We start from the raw sequence: 24870 nt of genomic DNA on the forward strand, positions 1-24870 counted from the left end.
CAGAGCTTTTTTGGTTTTTAATGTAGTGAATTAAGCTTTTTTCACAAATTCAGATTTTAATTTCATGGCACCAAAGCCATCCACTTTACAGTCCAGATCATGACCATCACTTGAGTCAGGTAATAAACGAATATTCTTCGCCTTGGTTCCGACTTTAATCACAGATGAAGAACCTTTAATTTTCAGATCTTTAATCAGGGTAACAGTATCGCCATCAGCAAGCACATTGCCATTTGCATCTTTAATAATTGTAGCCTGTTCAGTACTGCTTTCACCCTCTTTCCACTCATGAGCGCATTCTGGGCAAATCAGCAAATCGCCATCTTGATAAGCATATTCTGAATTACATTTGGGGCAATTTGGCAAAGACATAAAAAAACCTCAAAAACGCTACTATAGCATTTTATCCGCCAAACACCTGCTAAAACCTTATTTAAATTATGGAATAAATCTACTCAGCGGATGCTTTCACCTTTCCTCTAAAACCTGTTTGAGTACAATCACATGGTTATATCTTTCACTTTTTGCTGCGGTGATGAGACTAATTTTTTCCTGTTTAGCGATTTCTCTAATTTGCTGCAACAACTCTGCTTGTGAACGCAGTTCAGCCCTGTAACGTTGCTGAAATTCATCCCAATGTTCGGGGTCATGCGCATACCATTTTCGCAGCTCAGTCGATGGCGTGATTGCTTTAGCCCACAAATCAATTTTGGCATCTTCCTTTTTAATGCCTCTGGGCCACAGCCGGTCAACCAGAATACGTTTGCCATCTGAAGGTGAAACTTCCGCATAGGCACGTTTAATTTGAATTTGCATTGTAAAGCACTATTGATCTGGAATTTCAGGAGTAACCAGTAAAGTGAGCAGTTGCAAAGATTCCTGCCATCCCAAATAACAGGCTTCCACTGGAATAACATCAGGAATACCCGATTGGGTAATATGCACTTCAGTTCCCACCGACACTGCTTTGAATTGAATGACCACTTCAATGTTTCCGGGAAAACTGGGATCATCAAACTGGTCAGTATAGCGTAACAATTGATTGGGAATGATTTCATGATAGGTGCCAGCAAAGGAATGGCTGGAACCAGTAGAAAAATTGCTAAACGACATTTTATAGCTTCCACCCACTTTTGCATCCAGATGATGAACCTTCGCGGTAAAACCATGCGGTGCCATCCATTTAACTAGAGCATCCGGATCAATAAAGGCCTTAAACACCCGTTCTGGGGGTGCGCTCAATACCCGATGCAATTTAACCGTATTGCTTTTACTCATTTTACGACCTCATCTTATTGTTGTTTTTAAATGCTGATCTAAGATGAAAACTCTTGCTGTTACTCTATGATCTATGTGGGACTTTAATACAATATTAAGCAGGATTTTCACTTCCTTGTTAATCAGCAATTAAAATATCCCTAAACAGTATAGGTCTAAAACAGCTGCATTCAGGCAGGTATTTTTAGTCTGAGTGTAAAATCCAGCTGTGAATATTTAATCTGGCATGTCATCAATATCATTGGGTTCTGTGCGGGGCTGGATGTTCATACAGTGCCGAAAACAGGATGAACGTTCATAAGCCTGCATACGTACACGCATGATGGAAAACCCAGAGGCTGATGTTCTTTTACCCCATGCCATGGGCTGAAAGACAGCACGTCATCCGAATAAACCCGACGTGCCGGACTGAAGGTATTTTGCCGCGGAAAATGTAAAATTCCAATGGCCTGATGCGGTGACTCATCCTCATCCCATAAGACCGATGCATCTTCGACAGGCATACGGTCCAGATGAGTACAGAGCTGGGCGCGAATCACATATTCAGCCGTATTACGCTTGAAAAAGTCCTGTACCAGATCACGTATGCCTGAATCATCCTGAATATGCATCTGTAGACCGGTCAACTGCTTCACCGATTCAGATTCAGGTGCCACACTCATTTTGGCAATATAGTTGCCATAACGAACAGCAGCCATACTGTGATAGGTTTCTCCCAGCACATGATGTTGACTGCGTGCCAGACCTTTTATCATCGTAGATGCCGGCAAGCCAGCGCGATTGAGCAGATGATCCATTCCGCGCATGACATTGCGCAGGCTACGCATGACCAGTTCAGGCGTTCTTTCCCCTTCAATGATGAAAGGCAGCATTTGCATATATTTGCGTACCGTCCCAAAAGCCAGCACCGGAATATTGACCATCAGGAAATCCTGATTTTTTCCATCGCTTGAATCTTCTGGCAATAAGCGCTCGCCCGGTACATTTAAAATTTTAAGGGCAAAACCATGAGGTGCAGGTGTTTTATCACTACGCAAATCTCCCGGAGCGGCAGACAGACGCACAATGACATCATAATAACCCGGATGGGCAAAAATTCCCTGTGCCAAGTGATTGGGCAGGTTTTCAGGAATAATCAAAATGCCTTTTAAAAAACCATGGGATTTCGCATGTGCATCGCGTACCGCATGACGATGCTTGTCAAAAACCTGAGTATGGGTTTGCGCCATATACTCTACGATATACTGAATGTCTGCTTCTTCATTTTCCTGTTGTTGCTCTACTTCTGGACCATAGGTCACATAGTGATTGACTGCCATGCTATGCTCCTTTTCTTCTGGGAATAGAGATAAACTTTTTTTGCAATTTATGTATTAATCTAGCAAGGAGTTTTCTTTACAAAGGAAGTGCTTGGTAAATACATTGCAGGTATTTGGTAAACAACGCAGAGAGATGACATTCAAATAGCTGAGTTAAAAATCACCACACAACCATATTAATATTAAAATCAAATATTTAAATTAAAAATCCAGAAGAATTAAAACAGATAGAAACTTAAAAACAATGAGAAACCCGCTTTTAGCCATGCAGCGCTGAGTTTCAGCTCATTTCTGATGCTTTTAATAAAATTTTGCCATTAAAAAAGCCCTAAGCATCTAAATGCTTAAGGCCTGTTTTAACAGGTTCGATCCGATTGGCTTAACCTGGATCATCCCCAACCTGTTAATTTTTTTAGGAATATGGATTAACTTTTGACTTCATTTTCCCATTCTTCATCTTCATAGACATAGGCCATGCAGCCCCAGCCATCATATTCGCCATCATATTGCGTCGCAATTTTAGTGAACCATTCTTCCAGATCGACGATGTCTGAATATTCAGGTTCCATATACACATAAATGGTAATAATCCACTCGACCGTATCGGCTTCTTCATCTTCAAACAGGCTAATTTTTTGCTCTTCTTTAAGCAGATAAAGTGCACATTTCTGTGCCTGTTCTTCAGACTGAAAAGCAATGGAAAATTCAATTTCATGCGCTTCGGTCAGGTCATCGCCATCTTCGGCCATTTGCCAAAGCACATTACCATTTTCATCATCGGGGAATTGTTCAAAATCGCGTGTCATGGAGCGTTTCCTTATTGTAATTAGGTACCAGGTATATCATGCCATATAGATTAGCTCAAGTTTGTTTCAGTTTATCTATTTAACTATTTAGCTTAATTACAGCACTTGTGCTGATGAACAATCTCTCTTTCTACCATTTTTACAGATTGCTGGTATTAGCCTTACACCCTCTGCTGTTGCAATTCACTTGGCCCAGTCTGTTGTTGTGCCTTGAAGGCTAAAATCAGGGCTGTAAGTTTAAATTCTTCCAGACGTAACTTTAAAAATGATTCATGAATTCGGGTATGACCGAATGCTTCTCCATAATGATTGATCAGGATAAAGTCATCTTGCAGCGCCTGAATAAACAACTCCACAGTGTCATGGTCTAATTGAGATAAATACAGATCAGCTTTACTGTTAAACACATGAGTAACCAGAGCGATGGCAGAAAGTTGGCGATTTTCTTCGACATACTCACATTGCCCCCCTGTGTTTGCTGCAATGGCATTTTTTATTTTACGGCGGACTTCTTTTAACTGCTGCGCGGCATGAATGTCACCATAGCCATCAATCAATTGATCCAGAAAGGTTTGTACAGGATATACATCTTGAATACCATAACCCTGAATCTTGTTTTCCAGTGCTTTAGAAATTGCCTCCAAGTTTTCTTGTTCTAAGACCTGATTATAAAAAGCACCTAATCGTTCTCTGGCTTGGGCTTCCAGCTTAAGCTGGCTATTTTTTTCCAGTTTTTCCAGATAATGTCGAGTATTTTCAATCTCTGCCTTCATTTTTTCCAGCAGAAACTCTGCTTCAGTTTTAGTGACTTCAACAAAGCTCTCAACCTGGTTTTTTCGCTCCGCAATGTAATGTTCAATATCTACAATGTCCTGATACTGGCTCAGCTTTTCAACCCTGTTTTTTAAATTTCCGATCTCTATACGACAGGTATTTAATTGATGGTGCAGCGCATCATTTTGCTGCTCATGCTCTGCCAGATTATTTCGCGTACGATCCAGATTCACCTGTAAAGATTCAAGCATGATCTGTTTTTTTCTTATTTGCATGATTGCCCGATAAAGCAATCCCAGCAAAATGAGGGTGGTCAGGATATATAGATAAATCATTGTGGTCAGGATATATAGATAAACGATTATTATCTCAGAATTATTATTATTTCAAAGAAATGTTACGCATTATTATTCGTTTGTTTTTCCATTACCAGAAAAGGGATATCGTGTCTGAACGATCATACTTTTTATTATTCTAAGATTTTCATCATCATAAATCAGTGAGCTAAGCAGAAGATAGCCCGCATATCATATATGTAACTTATGATTAAAATTCTAGAATGTTAAACAGATAAAATTTTAAGACACTGATTAAAAAGGCACTTTAGCCTTTATTTCAACATCTGCTCCGCTTAAAGGCTGTTTAAAAGCCAGATAGCTGGCATGTAAGGCCATACGTTGTAATGGACTCTGATAGGGTTCTGGATGATAGAGCTTGTCGCCAGTAATCGGATGTCCGATATATTGCATATGCACCCGAAGTTGATGGGAACGTCCAGTAATCGGGGTCAGTAATACCCGGCTAATGTCTTCCACTGCAGAATATTCCAAGGCCTGATACAGGGTTCTAGCGGGTTTTCCCAATTCAAAATGCACGATTTGACGCGGCCGGTTTTCCCAGTCAGTAATTAATGGCACTTCGACACTGCCCTCGGCTTCGAGCTTGCCTTGAACCAGCGCAATATAGTTTTTTTTGACCGTACGCGCCTGAAACATTTTACTGACCGCCACTTCTGCTTCACGGTGTTTGGCAAACATCAAAATGCCGGAAGTTGCCATATCTAGACGGTGGGTAATTTTAGCGTTGGGATAGCGTTCCAATACGCGAAAATAGGCACTGTCATGATGTTCAGGCAAACGTCCCGGAACGGACAACAGCCCTGCCGGCTTTTCAATCACCACCAGGTCTTCATCTTCATAGACAATAACAAGCGGTTCCTGAGGCGGCATATACACGAAGTTGTCGTTGATGGGCATAGCATTACAGCATGTGGGAGAATGGGCGCAAAATAACAAGGTCAGATCAGACTGTCAACGTCTGTGAAATACAGAGTCGATTTAGAATTATTTATTGTTTGCACCCAATTTTCCAAACGCAGGTTTAAGCTGATGAGAAAGGTCATCTTCAATCAATTGCAGTACCGGATGATCTACTTCATATTGCCTGATCGTGATTTTAAACTTACCTTGCATTGACTCAAATGTAGTGCATACGTGCTCTTTTGGCCTTGTCCCAAATGTTGTTTCAACCGATTTTTAAGCCTGTGGTAGATAACCTACATACATCACTGTGCAAGGCGCATTTAATCTTGCACAGGCATGAGTTCCCTGTGCTTTAAAGGTACGAAAGTGATTAAATGTTTCATTCATATCACCGTCTACTTGTTCAATGATGTAAATCGCCTTAGATATCGGAGGTAAATCATCTACAGTTGAAAATATAAATTCCTGAACAGGTATGGCCATTTTAGCAGCATGACAATGCTGAATAAGCGTATCGAGATAACGCATATAATTTATTATAGGTAAGTAATTTGTTAAATATTTTATCAATGAAGAAAAAAGAAGAGGGAATTTTATCTTATATTTTTTGCCGGAGAATTTTTGAGGGTGTTAGGGAAAACATCTGTGGTTTACTTCAACCATTATAACTTTGTAAGTTATAACCCTATGCCTATAAATTGATAATCTATAGCGTCCTAAGCCGAATCAAGACCTTGTGGGTAAGTACTGCACTCACGTTGTACGCAACTGGCAGCAATCTACTCTTTTCGATCCCTTTATCACACCCTTGAAACATATGATAGACAACCTTGGGCGGGATGAATTCCCTCAATTTTTTCATTTTTTATTAATTTTGGTAATTTTTTCCTAAAAATAATAATTTAAAAGAATTTTTTATCTTCCGAATTAAAATACAGGTTTTTTATTGCAGAAAAATTGGGATTACTGGAATTTATCTGCACATCAAACCGCATTTTTTCATCACTTTTTACCCCATTTAATCAGCCAGATAATAGTCTACCGTGGACACGACACGGACTTTCTTTAAATAAGGCGTGTTGCTGTCGCGATCTTCAATGCTAAACAGTCCCTGATTGGCCGCCTTGATTTTACCTAAACGGCTTTTGGAATCTGCAGCAAATTTTTCTGCCACACTGCGGGCGTTCTGTGTCGCCTGCTCAATCATGGCCGGCTTGATATCATTTAACTTGGTAAATAAATATTCGGTTCGTTGACCTGAATCATCGCCACCAAAGGCAATGCCCTTTTTACCCAAAGCCACCAGACGACTTTGTGCTGCCCGCACTGCATCTATTCGGTGAGTATAGATGGTAATAGTTTGATGGGCGGTATAACGTAGCGCGACATTGGCATCGCCGCCATATTGCTGGGCATATTTATCGATCGTAACCGGAGCCGCAGTGGTAATTTCCTGATCGCTAAAACCTTCAGCCTTTAAAAATGCCTGAATTTGCTGGGTTTGTATTTCCATGGTGTCATACAGCTGGGTCAGGTCCTGACTGGCCGAGCTAAACCGGATTGGCCATACTGCGACATCAGCTTTCACCTCACGCTCAGATAGACCCTTGACCGAGACTATACGTTCATACTGCTTAATTTTGACTGCACTACTGCCGAGAATCCATCCCGCAATAATCATCCCCAGACAAATGAAAACACCTAAAACCAGTGCAGGTTTGAATTGATTCATGCTGCCAAATTCCTCTTTTGCTTGTTTTTGATTGTAGCGGTCCTGTTTTTATAAACTTCGAAACTGCTGTCTAAAAAAGGTTTATCTGCATATAAGTCTTTTAAATCATTTAAATCTGGCCTAGGAATTTCGTATCAGATATAAGGCCAGAAATGGCACGAGATTAAGCAGTAAAATACCAATTTTATATATAGCCATGCCGCCATAATGGATGGCATCAAAAGTGTGATCTGAAAGCTGGAACCATTTGCCATGCAGCTGTTTCATCCAGTTACGGGCAAAAATAAACAGCAAAAACCAGATCATTAATATGATGTAATTAATGAGTAATGAACAAAGTAAAAAACGACTCCAAAAATCATCATTTATCATTTTTATAGCCTGACCGGATGCTCGCTGATATTTTATAAATTAGCAGATTTTATCAACAAAAATGAACCACTGATTTGTATCCGGTTTTTTGAATTCAAATTTGATTTCTTCTATTTTTATGGGTTTGAGAATTTTTTAGGGGGTCAGGGAAAACATACCGTTTCACTTCAACTATTACCACTTTGTAAGTGATAACCTGATGCCTATAGATTGGTAATCTATAGCGTCTTAAGCCGAATCAAGACCTTGTGGGTAAGTACTACACTCACGTTGTACGCAACTGGCAGCAATCTACTCTTTTCGATCCCTTCACACCCTTGAGATATAGAATAGCCAAAGACATGCGGGATTAATTTCCTAAGATTTTGCATTTTTAATTATTTTTGAAATATTTTCCCGCTTTATCCATATTTGTAAAAAAATTTCCCTAATTGATATAAAATGCCGCTTTTTATTGCGCCAAACCAACATGAATCGGAATATTTTCTCCCTCTCTATAAATCACAGCATTGAAGATTAGCATCAGATTATAAATGGCTATTTCTTCTTGGTCATTTCCGACAGCAAATCCAGTTGAATTTCCTGAATTTTAGCCAGACGATCCCACTGATGCATTAAAAGATGATCGAGTTTTTCATGTAAATGCCGAATCTCTAGTTCAGCTTTTAAGTTGACCTGATAATCATTTTGCGAACGCAAACGGTCTTTAGCTTCCTGCCGGTTTTGGCTCATCATGATTACGGGTGCCTGAATGGCAGCCAAACAGGACAGCATTAAATTTAATAAAATGAAGGGATATGGATCTGCAGGATGTTTCACCATTACCACGGTATTGATAACAATCCACAGCGCCAAGAAAATGGCAAAGCAGATCAAAAAGGTCCAGCTACCACCGAAACTTGCAATTTTATCAGCCAGTTTTTCTCCAAAAGTCCAATTCTGATCGAGCTTGTTCTCTACATTTTTACTGATCAGCTCATGCTGCTGCATACTGTTCAACACTTCATATTCCAGATCAGTGACTTCACCTTGTTCAGATTTTAAAATGGACTGTACATACTGCATGCGGTATTTGGTTAAATCGGCTTGGCAGATAAAGTCGCCAGGTGACCACTGTGGAAAGTCCTGTGAAATTTCCTCTGTAATGACTTTGCGAATTGTTCCGATCGGGATAAGATTTTTCTTAGGAAAGCTTTTCTTGCAGACCATGCATGTTTGATATTCTGTTCTTCCGTTCATACCCCATACCTTCTGTTTCATCTATACTTCAATATGCCATGATGTTGATCGTTTCCAGGCTCAAATAAAGGCTTATTTCTGGTCATATTTTGCCAGGACAAGCTTGGTTTTAACTTTATCCCTTCCATATTTTTAGGCTAATTTAAAAGCAATAATCCAGCAACTTTAAAGATAAATATGCCAGATACTATAGGCCTATAGCAGTGAGCCCTTATGTTGTTTATTCGTTTATAAACAAAAATTTAAACCAAAGCCAAGCTGTGAATTCCACTGCCCTTTATCACACATAGAGCTGTTTAACATTCTGATTGATATAGGCATTTAAGCCATCGCCATATTGCGCCAGCTGTTTCATATTTTCAATATGCTGATAGCCGGCACTGGCATAGCTATAAGTATAAATTTTTGATTTTTTCTTAAATTGAACACGAATAAACTGATTGCCAATTTCATAGCTGGCCACACCAGAGTCGTGGTTTAGAGATCAAGATAATGTTGCAATTGAACAACCCTAAATACTGTGAATATAGAGTTTAAGATGAGGGTGTGTTGAGTATTTTTCAAACAATCCACAATAATCAGTCCATAGATGAATGGGAAGCGATTTCTATTCGCTAGTTATTTCTATCTATTTATATTTATTCAAAACCTGATCTAGGATTGAAACATTTTAGTGTTCCTTAGCCAAATTAATAAGCCGCCCAATAAAAAACTCCGCCAGTCAGGCAGAGTTTTTCAGTTTCAGATTTAAATTATTCCTTACAGCACTTGCTACAGCCTTCTACTCTTTCTGTTGGCCAGTTCATTCTTGCGCGTTTATAGGCGAGTTCATAATTTGCAAAGTATCCAATCAAAATCTGGTCATCCGATTTTGGCAGGTCTTCGCAGCCCAGTGTCGCATTGTGTATATAGTGTATGCCTTTAGCTGCAGGTTGTTCATCTACAATAAATTTGATCATTGATAGTTCCCCGAATAATTTTTATAAAGTTGAACCACAATAAACCCATATAAAATTTATGGATTTAATTCCATAATATAATTATGTCTTTATTGAATAAAAATCAAGCGGTTTTACATGAAATATCCGTGACATTCTTTAAGTAAATATTTCTTAAAAATTTTGTATAAACATATATTTTATTTACATTTTAAAAGCAGGTTTTTCCTGTGATGTTCTTATTCAAAGCATACCCAACATATCAGCATAATAATTAGTATTCTGACACATCTAGGCACCCGCACAGACAAAGACAGAGTTGACAACAAAGTCGCCCCAATTCATTCAGCTGTGGAAATCACGGAGTTTGTAATTTCGCCTGTAGTCGCGCTTGATACACTACGATAGAATGCCCAGCCAAGAAAAAAGCCCTATGGATGAATAGGGCTTTTGTTAACTCATTGATGATCAATATAAAATACTAAACGATTTGCTCAACTTCAATTATATCTTTATTTGTCCAATCCCTAGGATGAGGCACAACAGCTAAAAAAACGTTTGCCTTTCCATCATCCATTAGTTTTTTAATTGTATCGGTTACCCAACTCTTCATGACGCTTTTATCACTATTGCTCATAATGAAGAGCTTATTTTCAGCTGCTCCTAGCGCAAGCTTATTTATACCTAATAGAAGTGGTCTAGATGTACCTGTTTGAAATTCACTTTCTACAAGCCATTTTGCATTCCTGATAGCTTTAAATTTAGCTTTCTTATGCGCTGATTCGAATTCAATCATCTGTGCGATTACAATATCAAATAAAAATTCGTTTAGACCAAATATTTTGCGATCTTCAAGATTCGCATTGTTGCGATAAAAAGCACAAAATTCTGGATCATTTGTCTTATTGGATTCTTTCGTAAACTGTAATAACTGTGCAGCTAAATGTGCAATCCATTGTTTACTTCGGTCATTATGTTTTTTGCGTTCAATCATTTCAAGCTGACAGCTTTCCTCTGAATTACATTGTTGTTTTGCATTGTTAAAAGCTATTTGTAAAATTCGTTCAAGATCTTTTATCATTCTTACAGACTATGAAATTATTATTGAAAACCAATATACCATTGAAATAATAAACTTTATTTTTTAAATATTACTATAGATACAAAAAAGCCCTATGGATGAATAGGGCTTTTGTTCAAAACAGAGGATAACTGTTTGATAGGTGCTGCTTAGGCAATTTTGTTGTTAAATTGATTGCCAAGGCATTTGGTACACGGTGGTAGACGATCAGTACCAATTTCTAAGTAGGTGCGGTGTCCGCATTTGACACAAAAATAGAAGCCTGTTCCGGGTTTAGAGCCAGCAGTAACCATTTTTGTTCTCCATAGGTTTTAGAAATGGTGAACTCAGTATACCCCTATCGTGATGATTGTCTATTGATCATTTCGACAATTGATGATGGCGTTTGGGCAAAGGCTTTATAAGAAAAATTTACAAATTTTATACTTAGATAACCTTATAAAATATACGTCACTCTATCAAGTTGTAGATATTTTGCGTAATCAATTGAATAATATCTTCTAATATATAGTTAGCTGAGTTCTCTACTTCAATTATATTTTTCAAATTGCAGTGCACAGTTTTCCATTCATTTACTTCTTCTACAGATCTCACACTCCAATTAATCTCTTTTTGAATTTCATATTTATAGAATAAGGTTAATTTAGACTTAGAAAAAATCAAAGTAACATATACTTTAAACCAAGGTAATATTTCTTCATTTGGGTCTAAACTAAAAATTATACTTTGGAATGGACAGGGTGCTGTTAATCTATAACTATTAATTACCTGCCTATATTGCGTAACAGGCTGATACTCAACTCTTTTTCTACCAAATATTGATGCATATGCACTACTTTCTTCATATTCTACTTTCTTCTGAACCTCATATGGTTCATCTGCATAGATTATTTCAGTAAAATAATTTTCATCATTTTTAAAAATCCATTTTGCTAAATCTTTTGCAGAATTCAACCTCAAAGTTTCATTTTCAAATTTATGGTCTATTGAATACACAGCATTTATAAAAGTTCCCCATGAAGTTTCTGTAATTTTATCCCCAAAAGATGAAATTACCTGTTGCGCTTCCTCTTCATTACAAAAATGTTTTGATTTTTCTTTAATCTTATTAATTAATAATGTCTCAGGAGATAATATTTCATTATTAGCTTCAGATATTTGATCAACATTATCCTCTAAAAGCTTATTATCACTATTTTGATTTTCAAAAATATCGATTTGGCTATAAATTAAATCAGTTAATTCATCTGTTAGCTCTAAGAAAATTTCAGTATTATCTGCTTGCTGAATAAATAATGGTGTTTGATATTTTTTTACACTTTGATCATCTGAGATATAGGCCATTACATCTCTAAACCGAATTTTTTTACCATCAAAACTCAATATTGATTTTGCAAAACTTTTTGTAAAGACACTAAAATCAGGTAATGCTGTTGAATACTCAGCACTTGATGATGAAAAAAGAAAGTAAGCTTTATTAAAACTTTCTGTAGACGATTTTTCAAAAATCATCTGTAATTCAGAGTCTGCTTTTATGTATTCTGTTCCTGCTTGACATGCATCAACTACTTTAACCGTTAAAGTCGGTTTCATTGATTTTATCATTGAATCAAATTCACTATTTCTTAATGAAGTTTGTTCCTGACGTTGCGGATGATAATCTGAAAATAGGTAGATAAAATCATTATTAGCACGTGCGCCGTGCCCCGTATAATAAATGAACATTTCATTTATTTCGGAGTCTTGATGTTTTCTTATAAATTCAGATATTTTATCTTTAGCTTCGTTACTTTTAGGACTATCATTTAAAAGCAAAATATCTTCATATTTTGATGAGGTAGATAAAATTGATGATATTAAATCAATATCTCTTGAACATGGATGAAGTTTATTTAAATGTTGATAATCAGCAACACCTATTAAAATTGCTAAATTTTTCATAATTATCCTAAATCAAAACCCCACTTAACAGCAGGGTCTTTTTTAAACAATATCAATAACTTTAATCATTAATCCTCCCCAACCCTCCTTTTTAAAAGGAGGGAGTTCCCCTCTTTTCCAAAGAGGGGCTAGGGGAGATTTTTTATTTCTAATCAAAAAATGGTTAAGCCACATTCCCTTCCAAGAAATCCTGTGCAAAGCGTTGCAATACACCGCCCGCCTCATAAACAGAAACTTCTTCTTCGGTATCTAAACGACACGTTACAGGCACTTCAACAATCTGGTTTTTACCATCCTCAGTTGAACGCTCAATCACTAAAGTCAAGGTCGAACGCGGTGCAATATTACCCGCTACGCTATACAGCTCTGTACCATCCAGCTTCAACGTTTTACGGTCAGTACCCTGTTTAAACTCCAGCGGTAACACGCCCATACCCACTAGGTTGGTACGGTGAATACGCTCAAAACCTTCTGCAACAATCGCTTCAACACCAGCCAAACGCACACCTTTGGCAGCCCAGTCACGGCTAGAACCCTGACCATAGTCTTTACCGGCAATAATGATTAGCGGCTGCTTACGATTCATGTAAGTTTCAATCGCTTCCCACATACGCATCACTTCGCCTTCCGGCTCGACACGCGCTTTTGAACCCTGCTTGATGGTACCGTCAGCACGCACCACCATTTCATTAAACAGTTTCGGGTTGGCCAAAGTCGCACGTTGTGCAGTTAAATGGTCACCACGGTGGGTTGCATAGGAGTTAAAGTCTTCCTCAGGCAAGCCCATTTTATGCAGATATTCACCCGCAGCCGAATCCATAATAATCGCATTTGATGGCGATAAATGGTCGGTGGTGATGTTATCCGGCAAGATCGCCAGCGGACGCATATTTGTCAAGGTACGCGGTGCAGCCAAAGCCCCTTCCCAATACGGCGGACGGCGGATATAGGTACTTTGCGGACGCCAGTCATATAATGGGCTTGCGGCTTTTTCACGCTCACCCAAATCAAACATTGGAATGTAAACTTTCTTAAATTGCTCAGGTTTTACCGCAACTTTTACCAGCGCATCAATTTCTTCATCCGAAGGCCAGATGTCTTTGAGGTAAATCGGGTTACCGGCTTTGTCTGTACCTAAAGCATCTTTTTCGATATCAAAACGAATCGTACCAGCAATTGCGTAAGCCACAACAAGTGGCGGAGATGCCAAGAATGCCTGTTTCGCATAAGGATGAATACGACCATCGAAGTTACGGTTACCTGAAAGTACCGCAGTTGCATACAGGTCACGGTCAATAATTTCTTGCTGAATTTTTGGATCTAAGGCGCCAGACATACCGTTACAAGTCGTACATGCATAAGCGACAATACCAAAGCCCAGTTTTTCCAGATCGTGCAGTACGCCTGCTTCTTCAAGGTATAAAGCTGCTGCTTTAGAACCTGGTGCAAAAGATGATTTCACCCAAGGCTTACGGGTTAGACCCAACTCGTTTGCCTTACGTGCCAATAAACCGGCTGCCACTGTATTACGCGGGTTAGAGGTATTGGTACAAGAAGTAATCGCCGCGATAATCACAGCGCCATCTGGCATTAAACCTTCTGCTTCTTGTGCGCGAGCGGCTTCTAAATTACCTGCAATCCCTTTTTCTTTTAAGTCAGCCGTTGATACACGTGCATGCGGGTTCGATGGTCCGGCAATGTTACGAGTTACAGTCGATAGGTCGAAACGCAGTACGCGTGGATATTCCGCCTGTTTCATGTCTGAAGCCCAAAGACCAATTTCTTTGGCATATTGTTCAACCAGTTTCACCTGGTCTGCTTCACGACCGGTTAAAGTCAGATAATCAATGGTGTTCTGGTCAATATAGAACATCGCCGCAGTCGCGCCATATTCAGGCGTCATGTTAGAGATGGTCGCGCGATCACCCACCGACATGCTGTCGGCACCTTCACCAAAGAATTCCAGATACGCACCCACGACACGTTCTTTACGCAAGAATTCAGTTAATGCCAAAACGATATCGGTTGCGGTGATGCCCGGCTTGCGCTGACCTACCAGCTCTACACCAATGATGTCCGGCAGACGCATCCAAGACGCACGGCCGAGCATGACGTTTTCAGCTTCCAAACCACCCACGCCCACTGAAATAACACCCAAGGCATCAGTATGTGGCGTATGCGAGTCTGTACCGACACAGGTATCAGGGAATGCCACACCTTCACGCTTTTGAATCACCGGAGACATTTTTTCCAGGTTAATCTGATGCATGATGCCGTTGCCCGCCGGAATCACATCGACATTTTCAAATGCGGTTTTGGTCCATTCAATGAAGTGGAAACGGTCTTCGTTACGACGGTCTTCTACAGCACGGTTTTTGGCAAAGGCATCCGGGTCAAAACCACCGTATTCCACAGCCAATGAATGGTCCACGATAAGCTGGGTTGGTACAACCGGGTTGACTTTAGACGGGTCACCACCCTGATCAGCAATGGCATCACGCAAACCTGCAAGGTCAACCAGTGCCGTTTGCCCCAGGATGTCATGACACACCACACGTGCCGGATACCAAGGGAAATCGTGGTCTTGTTTACGTTCAATCAGCTGACGTAAAGACTGTTCCAGAATAGCAGGATCACAACGGCGTACCAGCTGTTCGGCCAGTACTTTCGAGGTATAAGGAAGTTTTGCATATGCGCCTGGCTGAATATCTTCTACGGCTTGGCGTACGTCATAATATTCGAGCTGGGTACCTTGCAGTGGTTTGCGGTAGTTGTTGTTCATAGCTTACCTGCCTCTTGAATCATTTTTTCTTTACTACGTAATTGTTGTTGCGAGTTACAATCGGTTCAACGGCATAGTACACCGCCGAAAAGCCATTTCCCAAATCTTTTATATTTCATATATTTAGGTATAAAAACAGGTGTTTTAGAAACATATTGTTACATAATTTTTGAGATATTTGCTCTAATCATGCTTTTTTTGGAAAAATAGCGGGAAATACGCCTCATTCTTTAGTATTAGATGTTCCTAAGCGAATAACAAACAATCTTGTTCTGTAATATTTATCCCAATCGTTTAAGTGAATGTAAAACTTATATTTTTTATATTGCATTCGCTCTTGTCAGGCATTAAAACCGACAAAATAGGTTAAGCTAAAAATCTGAGGATCTAGCACTGCTTTCGATGCTTATTTTTTAAACATGCTTATTGAGTAATACCGATTTTTGCATCATTTCATCACTCTAAATCCTTCAAATATGAGGTCAGAAAAGATCTTCACCTTACAAAAAATTGATCACGAGTAAAAAATTTTGGTTGCCATTTTTATGTTAGAGCAGCGATTTTAATGCTGATAATTTTGTCGCTTAACCGCATTCATTTAAACAAAACTGCATATTTCTGAATTTCAGTAAAGCTATAGCAATCTGGGCTTTTTGTTTGCCTATCTGCACTACATGCTGCAAAATATCTGAACTAATGATTTGTGAAATATATCCAGAGGCTAGTCATGTCAACGTCTCCTGCTTTTACACTATTCACTTTAAATGGGGTAGATGCACAAAAATTCCTTCAGGGCCAAGTGACTTTAAATGCTGAGGCATTAGCCGAAAACCTGACTCGCTATACCGCGATCTGTAGTTTAAAAGGACGGATCCAGTTTGGCTTATGGCTAAAAAAAATTAGTCCGGAAAGTTTTGAAATTGTGGTCACTGACGATCAGGCCGAAGAATTTGCCCAACACATTAAAAAGTTTGGCGCTTTTTCGAAAATGAAACTGGAACAAGTCGGCCAAGTTTTCCCTACGCTCAATGGCGATAGCACCGATTTTTCTAGCACTGAAACCGATATCGCAGCTTGGCAACTTCAAGCGATTGAAGCCGGTCAGGCCTGGATTGAAGCGACAACGGCACAAGAATTCCAACCGCAAGAACTACGTTTGCATCAGCGTGAAGGCGTACATTATGACAAGGGCTGTTATTTGGGGCAGGAAATTATTGCACGTCTCTGGTTCAAGGCCAAACCGAAACACTGGCTGCATTTGGTGCAAGGTAGCGGTGATGCTCCTGCTGCTGCAACCCAGTTAAACAATGATGTTGAAGTGGTCAACAGCATTACTGTGGATGGCGGTTATAAAGCCCTGGTCGTGGCAAAACCTGCTGCGCTTGAAGAGCTGGGATTACAAGTTCTAGATTTGCCTGAAGCCTTAAATGGTGATGTAGCACGTCCACAGTAAATATTGAAACTTTAGATATTTAAGCTTTGGATATCTGCTGCACTGAGCCTCCATCTTTGGAGGCTTTTATGCATGTGAAGGGATACTAAACCGATCACATTTCCGGATTAAAAACCATGAAACAGCTTGTTCATGTCTTTGCAGACATATTCTTTAAATGAATAATCACGCGCATGCTTGGCATCAAATTTTGCTTCAAGCTCACCTTTTTTAAAAATATAGACACGGTCATTTTTACTGACCAAATATTCAGCCCCCAGTTTCATCAGCAAAGCATCCATTTTTTCTTCTTCAGGAATATTACTGTCCAGATTGACCCGATCATAGGCGCGTTTAATGGCTTTAATGAACATTTATCTACTCACACATTAATTCAGCCGCGATTTAAACAAAGATTGGCTGAAAAACAAAGTGCCGTTTCGCTGCTGCGTATTTTTCTCTGATCCTTGTGCTTGATGGTTTTAAATTTTAAGCACAAAACAATTCATCTACAAAGCCCTCACCCTACTTAAGCTTGCTTTAAGATTTTCTACCCAAAATCGAGCCAGTAGCAATTATGTAAATATCTATGAAATATTATGGTAATGCACCCCTCATGTATTTACATTCACATAAATAAACTTATGATGTTAAAGGAAGGGTTCCATATTCATTTTTAAGCACATAAATGGAATTAAGATTATGTTTATAAAAGGTTTTTTAAAAATATGAAAAGAATTATACTTGCCAGCCTGATCGCTTTGTCTTCAAGTTTCGCGATGGCTGAAATGACAACCACTTCTGTTGATCCTGCATTTGCCAAAGTAGAAACACTGGTCAAAGCCAACGATATGAAAGGCGCTTATCAGGAGCTGGATAAACTAGCAAAAACAGGAAATGCACAGGCACTTTATAATTTGGCCTACCTGACTCAAACCGGTCAGGGCACCACCAAAGATGAGAAAAAAGCCATCCAGCTGTATCAAGAGTCTGCAAACAAAGGCTATCCGGTAGCCAACTATGTCCTAGGTAAAAACTACATGACCGGTACTTTAGGTCTGCCCCAAGATACTAAAAAAGCCAAACAGTATTTAGAAAAAGCATCCAAGCAAGGTTTTGATGATGCCAGCGTAGATTTGGCCGTATTACTGTTTTCTGAAGGTACAGCAGCATCAGATAAACTGGCTTTACAAAAATTAGATCCGCTGATCAAAAAAGGCAATTATCAGGCCATTCATGCCAAAGCGTTATATGACATCAGTCAGGGTTTTAAAAACAAAAACGAAGCGCCAATTAAGCAAGGCTTAAAAAGCATTCAGGATCTGGCACAAAAAGGCTATATTCCCGCTTTAATGGCTGTAGGTAACATGTTTGCCAACGGTAAAATCGTTCCGCAAAACCTGCCTGAAGCGAAAAAAATTTTTGAGGCTTTAGCCAAAGAAAATATCCCGCAAGCCAAACAATCTTTAGCTGTGGTGGATAAAATGATTGCCGAACAGGCCAAAAACCCACCTAAAGCTACTGCTGAAAAGAAAAGCTAATCACTACAGAGATGATTAAAAGCCTCAATTCCGGGGGCTTTTTTTATGCCTATTATTTTGTTGCTATTCATGCTGACCGTAAAATTTTAAGCCCACCAGACACTAATTAACACACTCACCACAATGAATCCTAAAATGGTACTCATCAATAAAGGAGTTAAAGTTTTTTCATTTAAACCATACGCTTGACCTAACATGGCAAAAATGGTCGGCATCGGCAAAGCGGCAATAAGCGTTCCAGCATAGACCATTTCCTGACTCACATTGGTTAAATAATTCAAACCCAGGAACATCAGCAAAGGCATGATCAGGTTACTGGAAATCACCAGATAAAAGCTTTGCAGATTCACATATTTCAGCGTCAATCCCACAATCCCGCCACCAATCGAGAATAAGGCTAAAGGCGATGCAGTTTGTCCAAGCAGGGCCAAGACCTGATCCAGCTGTTTAGGAATATGAATCTGAAAGATGGCGCAGGCTATCCCCAGCATGACGCCCATAAACAAGGGATTTTTCAATAAAGTAACCACCGTGCTCTGGAGGATTTGGGCAAAACTGGCCTTTTGTGAGTTTCCCAGTTCCGCCAGAATCAGCACTGCCGGAATAAGCAGCACACTTTCAATGATTACCACCAAAGAGGTATAGGTCATCGCCTTTTGTCCCAGCAGCAAGGACAATACCGCCGTACCAATGAGCCCAGTATTCGACATGGCCGCACCCAGCGACAAAACTGAAGACTGTGAACGGTCATTTTTAAAGTAATGTGAAACAATAAAAAATGCCGCAGCATATAAAATAAAAGTCACACCGCTATAGACAAGAAAGTATTCTGGATACCAGATTTCATGCAAATCTTTTGCGGCCAAGGATTGGAAAAATAAAGCAGGTAGCGCAATTTTAATGACAAAGGCCCCAACAGCATTGACTTGTTCTTTTGTTAAAAGCTGAAACTTTACCGAAAAATAACCTAAAGCTAATAAAAAAAAGATCGGTACGATGACCGTAAAGACCATATGGAATTTGTCCTTTCAATAAATAAAATTACTTGCCCAGACTCCGACTCTTTAGAGTCTGAGCATTAAAACATTCAAGCGAAATATCGGGATGAAGTATTAAAAAGCGCTAAACAACGCTTTTAATCCACGCGGCTGACAGCGCAAATATTGCGGTGCGATTTGAATATTTTCACCCAACTCTGCGGCAGCATGCCATGGCCAGCGCGGGTCATACAGCATAGCACGAGCTAAAGCAATTGCGTCAGCTTGCTGATAATGCAAAATTCCTTCGGCCTGCATGGCTTCAGTAATTAAACCCACAGCAATCACGGGAATGCTGACCACCTGCTTAATGGCATGAGCAAATGGAACCTGATAATTGGCTTCCAGATGAATATTCTGATCGATATGCAAGCCACCACTCGACACATGGATATATACCGCCCCCAATTGCTCTAAAGCTTTGGCCAAACCGACCGAAGATTCGACATCCCAGCTGGCCTGCCCCTCCATCCAGTCTGTTGCAGAAATACGCACGCCTATAGGGTAGCCTTCTGGTACCGCATTTTTCATGGCCTGAAAAACTTGCAGCGTTAAGCGAATGCGGTTCTCGAAACTGCCGCCATATTCGTCCTGACGCTGATTCGATAATGGTGACATAAATTGATGCAGCAAATAACCATGTGCTGCATGCACTTCAATTAAGTCAAAACCGGCATCCACGGCACGCTTGGCAGCATCAGCAAAGTCTTGAATCACTTGCTGGATTTCATCTTTACTCAGCGCATGCGGTGCATGATCGGCTGGATTAAAAGGAATGTCACTGGCAGAAACTGTTTGCCAACCATGAGTCTCTGCCGGCTTAAATTGACCTCTTCCATTCCAAGGTTTATCGGTTGAGGCTTTACGCCCTGCGTGTGCCAATTGCACAGCAAACGGCATAGGCGAAAGTGTCTTTATTTTTGTCAGTAATGCCTTAATCTGATCACGCTGTGTATCATTCCACAGTCCCAAATCGGCATAACTGATCCGCCCTTCCGCTTGCACTGCGGTGGCTTCAACAATACATAAACCGGCACCAGACAAAGCATAATTGGCCCATTGCTGCTCATGCCAATACGTCACTTCACCTTGTTCAGTTGCCGAATACTGACACATTGGAGCAATTACAATTTTATTGCCCAGTTTTAACGAACCAAATTGAATTGGTTTAAATAATAACACCACGCTTAGCCCCCTGTTAGAATACCTTGCTCAAACTTAATCCCGCACTCCAGTTCAAACCATCCGCGGGTTCAAAGAATCGTCCATTACCCTCATTTACAATCACTGAACCGACATAGTCTTTATCAAACAGATTATCGACTCGCGCAAAAGTCCGAACTTTCCAGTCGGCCTGTTTCCAGACATAACCAGCATTGGCTGAAACGATGCTATAACTTGATGCGGCATCGCTATTTGCATCATCTACATAAACCTGATCCATATAGCGGACATCAACACCCGCATTAAAGCCGGTTTCCGGCTGCCAGCCTAAAGAGGCAAAAGCCTGATTTTTAGAGATACCTGGAATCTTGTTGCCTTTCTGCACCGTACTGTCCGGAATCGCTGCATCAAATGTAGCATCAATATAGCTGTAGCTGGCCTGAGCAGTTAAATCACGCCATAGATTTTTGTTCCAGGACAGTTCTAGTCCTTCACGCAGCGTTTTATCCGCATTCTTATAGGTCGCACGGCCATCCACTGTTCCTGCAGAAACAATATCGTTTTGTGTTTTGCTTTGGAAGACTGCAGCCGTGAAATTGCCCCACATATTTTGTGCTTTCACACCCAGCTCATAATTATTACTACTGGCGGGCTTTAAATTGAAATTCATGCCATCATTTGCAGAATAGGCCATTTCGGTAAAGGTCGGTGTTTCGAAACCTTTGGCATAACTCACATACGCATTTAGATCAGGCTGAATCTCCCAGCTTAAAGCTACTGAAGGTAACACCTGATCATAGTCAGTCTTGCCGCTATCATCGCCGTTGCCTGTGACAATATAGTGATCGTTGGACTGGTAATGTACATTGCTATAACGCAGCCCCGTATCCAAATTCCAGCCTGGTAAAAAATCCCACGAGGCTTGAAGATATGGATCTAAATTCCATAAAAAATTCTGTTCATCACGACGTAGATTCCCTTTTACGCCAAATTGCCCATTGGCATCAAAGTTTTCATAACCCTGGCGGTCTTCATCCATATAATCAAAGGCCAGACCTGCGGTCAGACGCGTATTGGGTAAAAGATTCTTGCCAATCCAGCGAATATCAGTACCGTAATAATCACGGCTGAAATCAATCACACCGCCGGCATGGCGTGGGTTTATTTGCGGTGCCGAAGGAATCGACTGATACTGGGTCACTTCACGATGTCCCAGATAAGCCATAGCATACAGTTCATGCTGATCATTAATCGGTTTAGACCAGGTCAGACCTGTCTGGGTTTGATTAATTTCCTTGCGCACGTCATAGATATTGTTCGCATCATTGACCTGTTTGGGATTGGCTTGCCACTGCTGGCGGGTCAAACCTTGCGGATCATCGGCATTTATATCAACCTGATTCATAATCCAGTTCAGTTTAGAGCCGTCATCCAGATCCCTGGTCAGTTTGGCATTACTCAGTACTTTATGCGCAGCACTGTGGTCACGGTAGCCATCAGTATCAAAATAAGAGGAACTGAGCACATAACTCGGCTCACCGGCCCGATCTGCACCACCTTGCAATACCACATTGGCACGGCTTTTATGCTGACTGCCAGCCGAATAGCCCAATTCAATGGAATCTTTGCCTTCCCCCTGTTTGGTTGTGGTTAAAATTGTACCGCCAGAGGAATTGCCATAAAGTGTAGAAAATGGCCCACCCAGTACTTCAATATGATCCAGACTACTTAAATCAATATTTGAGGTCTGGCCCTGCCCATCCGGCATGCTCGCAGGAATACCATCGACATATAAACGGATACCACGCACACCAAAAGTTGAACGTGCACCAAAGCCACGCATGGAAATCTGTAAATCCTGGGCATAATTTTCACGGTTATTCAACTGTAGCCCGGGAACTCCTTTCAAGCTTTCAGAAAGATTTACACCCAGATGATTCGTATGCTTATTTTGTTCAATTCGATATACTGAAGCAGGTGTTTGCAGCCAGTCAGTATCGCTACGTGTCGCTTCTATTTTAATGACAGTAAGCAAAACCGGGTCAGTAGAATCAGGGGCAGCATAAAGATGCTGGCAGAGGCATGCTGTCAGGTAAAGCAAAGTCTTAGGGAAGAGAATCTCGTAATATTTACCTGGCATAGCTTGCTCTATCTCTTATTAAAATACTGCTTGAAAGCTTAAACGAACTACCTGCATAGCGTTTAAGTTTATTTGTAGTACCAAAGTTAATGACCCTTTCAGATTAAGATGAAGCATTTAGATTGAGGCGAAGAATTAAGTAATCGGCGAATCAAAATGACTGCTAGAATCAGTCAATTACATCGATTAACGAATTGCAACAAGCATATAGATTTTTTGAGATTCCCTTGCAATCTCCTCTTAGCAGTCCAATATTAAGCACAAAGTTTTCTTGATACATTTGATCCCATGCCTGAATTACCTGAAGTTGAAACCACCAAAACCAGTCTCTTGCCACTGTTGGATCAAACCGTCTTAAAGGTAGAAGTCCGTCAGCCGAGCTTACGTTGGCCTATTCCTGAAAATATACAAAAGTTGATGGGGCAAAAATTGCTGAAACTCACCCGCCGTTCCAAATATATTTTGGCAGAGTTTGAACAAGACAGTATGCTGTGGCATTTGGGCATGTCGGGCAGTTTCAGATTATGTACAGCAACAGATGAACTGCGCAAACACGATCATCTAATCATTCAATTTGAAGATATTGAACTGCGTTATCATGACCCGCGCCGTTTCGGCTGTATTTTATGGCTCGATCAAGACTCGCAAAGCAAGCTGATTGATACATTAGGGCCTGAGCCTTTGAGTGAAGCATTTAATGCTGAATATCTGTTTGAAAAATTTAAAAAGAAAAATGTAGCAGCGAAAGTGGCGATTATGGATAACCACATAGTGGTGGGAGTGGGCAATATTTATGCCACGGAAAGTTTATTTAATGTAGGGATTCATCCTGCTCAACCGGCTTCTAGCCTGAGTTTTCAGCAAATTGAACAGTTAGTTATAGAAATTAAACGTATTTTAAAACAGGCGATTGATCTCGGCGGCTCGACCTTGCGTGACTATACCAATGCCATGGGTGAAAACGGCTATTTCCAGCAAACCCTGCTGGCTTATGGTCGTGCCGGTGAAATGTGTGTGAACTGTGAAACCACGTTGGAAAATTTAAAACTCGGACAGCGTGCATCGGTATTTTGTCCAGAGTGTCAGCCCCTAAAAAAAGTTAAAATAGCCCACCAGAAAGCCATTAAAGGAAGCCAAGCATGAAATCTGCCATCGTTCGACATATCCTGGTTAAGGATAAAGTGCTTGCTGAACAGCTGAAAAAGAAAATTAAGGATGGGGCTGATTTTGCCAAAATTGCCAAACAGCATTCCACCTGCCCTTCGGGCAAAAAAGGCGGTGAACTGGGTGATATTAAAAAAGGTCAGTTAGTCGGTTCGATTGATAAAGCCGTGTTTAGCTTGCCTGAGCGTGAATTGCATGGCCCAATCAAAAGCCAGTTTGGCTGGCATTTGCTGGAAATCAAGTTTCGGATGGATTAGTAATCTTTGTTGCTCCTTCCTCCTTTTAGGAGGAAGGCTGGGATGGAGGTAAACCTCTACCTAGCCCTCTCCTAAAAGGAGAGGGAATAAATAAGGAATAAAAAACGGTACATTCAGCACCGTTTTTTCAAGCAGAAAATCCTTAAACCTTTTTCTTCAATTCATCACGGATTTCACGCAGTAACTGAATATCTTCCGGTGTTGGGGCAGGTGCTGCCGGCACTTCCTCTTTTGTACGGCGCATACGGTTTAACATTTTTACCATCAGGAACACCACCCAAGCCAAAATGATAAAGTTAATTAAAATCGTGAGGAAATTACCATAGGTCAGCACGTTAATTCCGGCTTTGGTCAATGCATCCAAAGATTGCAGATTCTCCGGATTATCCCCGAGGACGATAAATTTCTGGGTAAAATCAACGCCTCCACCTGTAATCAGGGTAATGATGGGCATGATGATATCTTTCACCAATGAGTCGACAATTTTACCGAATGCCCCACCAATGATAACCCCGATAGCCAAATCCATCATGTTGCCCTTGATGGCAAACTCTTTAAATTCTTGAACAATACTCATACTTGACTCCTGAGACCATTTTCAGTGTTTTTAT

General features: G+C 40.4%; 25 protein-coding genes and 2 pseudogenes. 4 read left to right on the plus strand and 23 right to left on the minus strand.

Annotation, left to right across the window (positions count from 1 at the left end; translation table 11 throughout):
- Positions 1-30: 30 nt before the first annotated feature.
- The 18 genes and pseudogenes from GTU69_RS12140 to acnD all read right to left on the minus strand — a co-directional run bounded on the left by GTU69_RS12140 (position 31) and on the right by acnD (position 15524).
- Positions 31-372, minus strand: a complete 342-nt coding sequence (locus GTU69_RS12140; RefSeq protein WP_166170817.1) for a zinc ribbon domain-containing protein YjdM — start codon at positions 370-372, stop codon at positions 31-33.
- A 96-nt stretch (positions 373-468) separates the two neighbouring features.
- Entirely contained in the window at positions 469-816 is a 348-nt protein-coding gene (locus GTU69_RS12145; protein ID WP_166170819.1) for a DUF488 domain-containing protein, read from the minus strand.
- Between the two features lie 9 nt (positions 817-825).
- Positions 826-1278: an SRPBCC family protein gene (locus GTU69_RS12150; RefSeq protein WP_166170821.1), complete on the minus strand. Its 453-nt coding sequence runs from the start codon at positions 1276-1278 to the stop codon at positions 826-828.
- Between the two features lie 216 nt (positions 1279-1494).
- A pseudogene (locus GTU69_RS12155) lies at positions 1495-2597 on the minus strand (catalase family protein).
- A gap of 425 nt (positions 2598-3022) precedes the next feature.
- Entirely contained in the window at positions 3023-3403 is a 381-nt protein-coding gene (locus tag GTU69_RS12160) for a ribonuclease E inhibitor RraB (protein ID WP_086197659.1), read from the minus strand.
- A gap of 161 nt (positions 3404-3564) precedes the next feature.
- Positions 3565-4452 (minus strand): DUF5660 family protein, encoded by an 888-nt coding sequence (locus GTU69_RS12165; RefSeq protein WP_166170823.1) that lies wholly within the window; start codon positions 4450-4452, stop codon positions 3565-3567.
- Positions 4453-4767: 315 nt separating this feature from the next.
- Positions 4768-5433 (minus strand): pseudouridine synthase, encoded by a 666-nt coding sequence (locus tag GTU69_RS12170; RefSeq protein ID WP_166170825.1) that lies wholly within the window; start codon positions 5431-5433, stop codon positions 4768-4770.
- 87 nt (positions 5434-5520) lie between these two features.
- A complete protein-coding gene (locus tag GTU69_RS17320) occupies positions 5521-5649 on the minus strand; it encodes a hypothetical protein (protein ID WP_277343574.1) in 129 nt (42 codons plus the stop codon).
- Between the two features lie 63 nt (positions 5650-5712).
- The gene (locus tag GTU69_RS17050; RefSeq protein ID WP_205683509.1) at positions 5713-5967 is read right to left on the minus strand and encodes a hypothetical protein; all 255 of its coding nucleotides are present in this window, start codon (positions 5965-5967) and stop codon (positions 5713-5715) included.
- Between the two features lie 490 nt (positions 5968-6457).
- The gene (locus GTU69_RS12180; protein WP_166170827.1) at positions 6458-7171 is read right to left on the minus strand and encodes an SIMPL domain-containing protein; all 714 of its coding nucleotides are present in this window, start codon (positions 7169-7171) and stop codon (positions 6458-6460) included.
- A gap of 120 nt (positions 7172-7291) precedes the next feature.
- Complete coding sequence (locus GTU69_RS12185) at positions 7292-7540, minus strand: DUF6868 family protein (protein ID WP_166170915.1); 249 nt, start codon at positions 7538-7540, stop codon at positions 7292-7294.
- Positions 7541-8080: 540 nt separating this feature from the next.
- Entirely contained in the window at positions 8081-8782 is a 702-nt protein-coding gene (locus GTU69_RS12190; protein ID WP_166170829.1) for a DUF1003 domain-containing protein, read from the minus strand.
- 280 nt (positions 8783-9062) lie between these two features.
- Positions 9063-9283, minus strand: a pseudogene (locus GTU69_RS12195) (hypothetical protein).
- Positions 9284-9534: 251 nt separating this feature from the next.
- Entirely contained in the window at positions 9535-9741 is a 207-nt protein-coding gene (locus GTU69_RS12200; protein ID WP_086197666.1) for a hypothetical protein, read from the minus strand.
- A 460-nt stretch (positions 9742-10201) separates the two neighbouring features.
- Positions 10202-10801 carry a hypothetical protein gene (locus tag GTU69_RS12205; RefSeq protein ID WP_166170833.1) on the minus strand — a complete coding sequence of 200 codons (600 nt, stop codon included), beginning with the start codon at positions 10799-10801 and terminating at the stop codon, positions 10202-10204.
- Between the two features lie 149 nt (positions 10802-10950).
- Positions 10951-11094 (minus strand): hypothetical protein, encoded by a 144-nt coding sequence (locus GTU69_RS12210; protein ID WP_086197667.1) that lies wholly within the window; start codon positions 11092-11094, stop codon positions 10951-10953.
- Between the two features lie 157 nt (positions 11095-11251).
- The gene (locus GTU69_RS12215; RefSeq protein ID WP_166170835.1) at positions 11252-12742 is read right to left on the minus strand and encodes a caspase family protein; all 1491 of its coding nucleotides are present in this window, start codon (positions 12740-12742) and stop codon (positions 11252-11254) included.
- 163 nt (positions 12743-12905) lie between these two features.
- Positions 12906-15524: a Fe/S-dependent 2-methylisocitrate dehydratase AcnD gene (gene acnD / locus GTU69_RS12220; RefSeq protein WP_166170837.1), complete on the minus strand. Its 2619-nt coding sequence runs from the start codon at positions 15522-15524 to the stop codon at positions 12906-12908.
- A 727-nt stretch (positions 15525-16251) separates the two neighbouring features.
- Here acnD and GTU69_RS12225 point away from each other — a divergent pair.
- Positions 16252-16977 carry a folate-binding Fe/S cluster repair protein gene (locus GTU69_RS12225; protein WP_166170839.1) on the plus strand — a complete coding sequence of 242 codons (726 nt, stop codon included), beginning with the start codon at positions 16252-16254 and terminating at the stop codon, positions 16975-16977.
- 107 nt (positions 16978-17084) lie between these two features.
- Here the strand turns inward: GTU69_RS12225 and GTU69_RS12230 are convergent, their stop codons facing one another.
- Positions 17085-17330 carry a hypothetical protein gene (locus GTU69_RS12230; RefSeq protein WP_166170841.1) on the minus strand — a complete coding sequence of 82 codons (246 nt, stop codon included), beginning with the start codon at positions 17328-17330 and terminating at the stop codon, positions 17085-17087.
- Positions 17331-17684: 354 nt separating this feature from the next.
- Here GTU69_RS12230 and GTU69_RS12235 point away from each other — a divergent pair, with 354 nt between their 5' ends.
- Positions 17685-18497 carry a tetratricopeptide repeat protein gene (locus GTU69_RS12235; protein WP_166170843.1) on the plus strand — a complete coding sequence of 271 codons (813 nt, stop codon included), beginning with the start codon at positions 17685-17687 and terminating at the stop codon, positions 18495-18497.
- 86 nt (positions 18498-18583) lie between these two features.
- On the opposite strand, the gene GTU69_RS12240 is transcribed toward GTU69_RS12235, so the two are convergent.
- From GTU69_RS12240 to GTU69_RS12250, 3 genes are all read right to left on the minus strand, one after another.
- Positions 18584-19510 (minus strand): AEC family transporter, encoded by a 927-nt coding sequence (locus tag GTU69_RS12240; RefSeq protein ID WP_166170845.1) that lies wholly within the window; start codon positions 19508-19510, stop codon positions 18584-18586.
- Positions 19511-19609: 99 nt separating this feature from the next.
- Positions 19610-20719 carry an NADH:flavin oxidoreductase/NADH oxidase gene (locus GTU69_RS12245; RefSeq protein ID WP_166170847.1) on the minus strand — a complete coding sequence of 370 codons (1110 nt, stop codon included), beginning with the start codon at positions 20717-20719 and terminating at the stop codon, positions 19610-19612.
- A gap of 13 nt (positions 20720-20732) precedes the next feature.
- Positions 20733-22838, minus strand: a complete 2106-nt coding sequence (locus GTU69_RS12250; RefSeq protein ID WP_166170849.1) for a TonB-dependent receptor — start codon at positions 22836-22838, stop codon at positions 20733-20735.
- A 288-nt stretch (positions 22839-23126) separates the two neighbouring features.
- Here GTU69_RS12250 and mutM point away from each other — a divergent pair, with 288 nt between their 5' ends.
- Together mutM and GTU69_RS12260 are read left to right on the plus strand one after the other, a co-directional pair.
- Positions 23127-23981 carry a bifunctional DNA-formamidopyrimidine glycosylase/DNA-(apurinic or apyrimidinic site) lyase gene (gene mutM / locus GTU69_RS12255; protein ID WP_166170851.1) on the plus strand — a complete coding sequence of 285 codons (855 nt, stop codon included), beginning with the start codon at positions 23127-23129 and terminating at the stop codon, positions 23979-23981.
- Positions 23978-24259, plus strand: a complete 282-nt coding sequence (locus GTU69_RS12260; RefSeq protein ID WP_166170853.1) for a peptidylprolyl isomerase — start codon at positions 23978-23980, stop codon at positions 24257-24259. The genes mutM and GTU69_RS12260 overlap by 4 nt, the downstream gene beginning before the upstream one ends.
- Positions 24260-24401: 142 nt before the next feature.
- Here GTU69_RS12260 and mscL read toward each other — a convergent pair whose 3' ends face one another.
- The gene (gene mscL / locus GTU69_RS12265) at positions 24402-24836 is read right to left on the minus strand and encodes a large conductance mechanosensitive channel protein MscL (RefSeq protein ID WP_166170855.1); all 435 of its coding nucleotides are present in this window, start codon (positions 24834-24836) and stop codon (positions 24402-24404) included.
- Between the last annotated feature and the right edge of the window lie 34 nt (positions 24837-24870).

It is taken from the genome of Acinetobacter sp. SA01 (assembly GCF_011319235.1).
Taxonomy (GTDB): domain Bacteria; phylum Pseudomonadota; class Gammaproteobacteria; order Pseudomonadales; family Moraxellaceae; genus Acinetobacter.

Excerpts from the sequence above, each read along its gene's own strand:
- GTU69_RS12140 (WP_166170817.1), bottom strand. The coding sequence starts at position 372 with ATGTCTTTGCCAAATTGCCCCAAATGTAATTCAGAATATGCTTATCAA.
- GTU69_RS12145 (WP_166170819.1), bottom strand. The coding sequence starts at position 816 with ATGCAAATTCAAATTAAACGTGCCTATGCGGAAGTTTCACCTTCAGAT.
- GTU69_RS12150 (WP_166170821.1), bottom strand. The coding sequence starts at position 1,278 with ATGAGTAAAAGCAATACGGTTAAATTGCATCGGGTATTGAGCGCACCC.
- GTU69_RS12160 (WP_086197659.1), bottom strand. The coding sequence starts at position 3,403 with ATGACACGCGATTTTGAACAATTCCCCGATGATGAAAATGGTAATGTG.
- GTU69_RS12165 (WP_166170823.1), bottom strand. The coding sequence starts at position 4,452 with ATGCAAATAAGAAAAAAACAGATCATGCTTGAATCTTTACAGGTGAAT.
- GTU69_RS12170 (WP_166170825.1), bottom strand. The coding sequence starts at position 5,433 with ATGCCCATCAACGACAACTTCGTGTATATGCCGCCTCAGGAACCGCTT.
- GTU69_RS17320 (WP_277343574.1), bottom strand. The coding sequence starts at position 5,649 with ATGCAAGGTAAGTTTAAAATCACGATCAGGCAATATGAAGTAGATCAT.
- GTU69_RS17050 (WP_205683509.1), bottom strand. The coding sequence starts at position 5,967 with ATGCGTTATCTCGATACGCTTATTCAGCATTGTCATGCTGCTAAAATG.
- GTU69_RS12180 (WP_166170827.1), bottom strand. The coding sequence starts at position 7,171 with ATGAATCAATTCAAACCTGCACTGGTTTTAGGTGTTTTCATTTGTCTG.
- GTU69_RS12190 (WP_166170829.1), bottom strand. The coding sequence starts at position 8,782 with ATGAACGGAAGAACAGAATATCAAACATGCATGGTCTGCAAGAAAAGC.
- GTU69_RS12200 (WP_086197666.1), bottom strand. The coding sequence starts at position 9,741 with ATGATCAAATTTATTGTAGATGAACAACCTGCAGCTAAAGGCATACAC.
- GTU69_RS12205 (WP_166170833.1), bottom strand. The coding sequence starts at position 10,801 with ATGATAAAAGATCTTGAACGAATTTTACAAATAGCTTTTAACAATGCA.
- GTU69_RS12210 (WP_086197667.1), bottom strand. The coding sequence starts at position 11,094 with ATGGTTACTGCTGGCTCTAAACCCGGAACAGGCTTCTATTTTTGTGTC.
- GTU69_RS12215 (WP_166170835.1), bottom strand. The coding sequence starts at position 12,742 with ATGAAAAATTTAGCAATTTTAATAGGTGTTGCTGATTATCAACATTTA.
- acnD (WP_166170837.1), bottom strand. The coding sequence starts at position 15,524 with ATGAACAACAACTACCGCAAACCACTGCAAGGTACCCAGCTCGAATAT.
- GTU69_RS12225 (WP_166170839.1), top strand. The coding sequence starts at position 16,252 with ATGTCAACGTCTCCTGCTTTTACACTATTCACTTTAAATGGGGTAGAT.
- GTU69_RS12230 (WP_166170841.1), bottom strand. The coding sequence starts at position 17,330 with ATGTTCATTAAAGCCATTAAACGCGCCTATGATCGGGTCAATCTGGAC.
- GTU69_RS12235 (WP_166170843.1), top strand. The coding sequence starts at position 17,685 with ATGAAAAGAATTATACTTGCCAGCCTGATCGCTTTGTCTTCAAGTTTC.
- GTU69_RS12240 (WP_166170845.1), bottom strand. The coding sequence starts at position 19,510 with ATGGTCTTTACGGTCATCGTACCGATCTTTTTTTTATTAGCTTTAGGT.
- GTU69_RS12250 (WP_166170849.1), bottom strand. The coding sequence starts at position 22,838 with ATGCCAGGTAAATATTACGAGATTCTCTTCCCTAAGACTTTGCTTTAC.
- mutM (WP_166170851.1), top strand. The coding sequence starts at position 23,127 with ATGCCTGAATTACCTGAAGTTGAAACCACCAAAACCAGTCTCTTGCCA.
- GTU69_RS12260 (WP_166170853.1), top strand. The coding sequence starts at position 23,978 with ATGAAATCTGCCATCGTTCGACATATCCTGGTTAAGGATAAAGTGCTT.
- mscL (WP_166170855.1), bottom strand. The coding sequence starts at position 24,836 with ATGAGTATTGTTCAAGAATTTAAAGAGTTTGCCATCAAGGGCAACATG.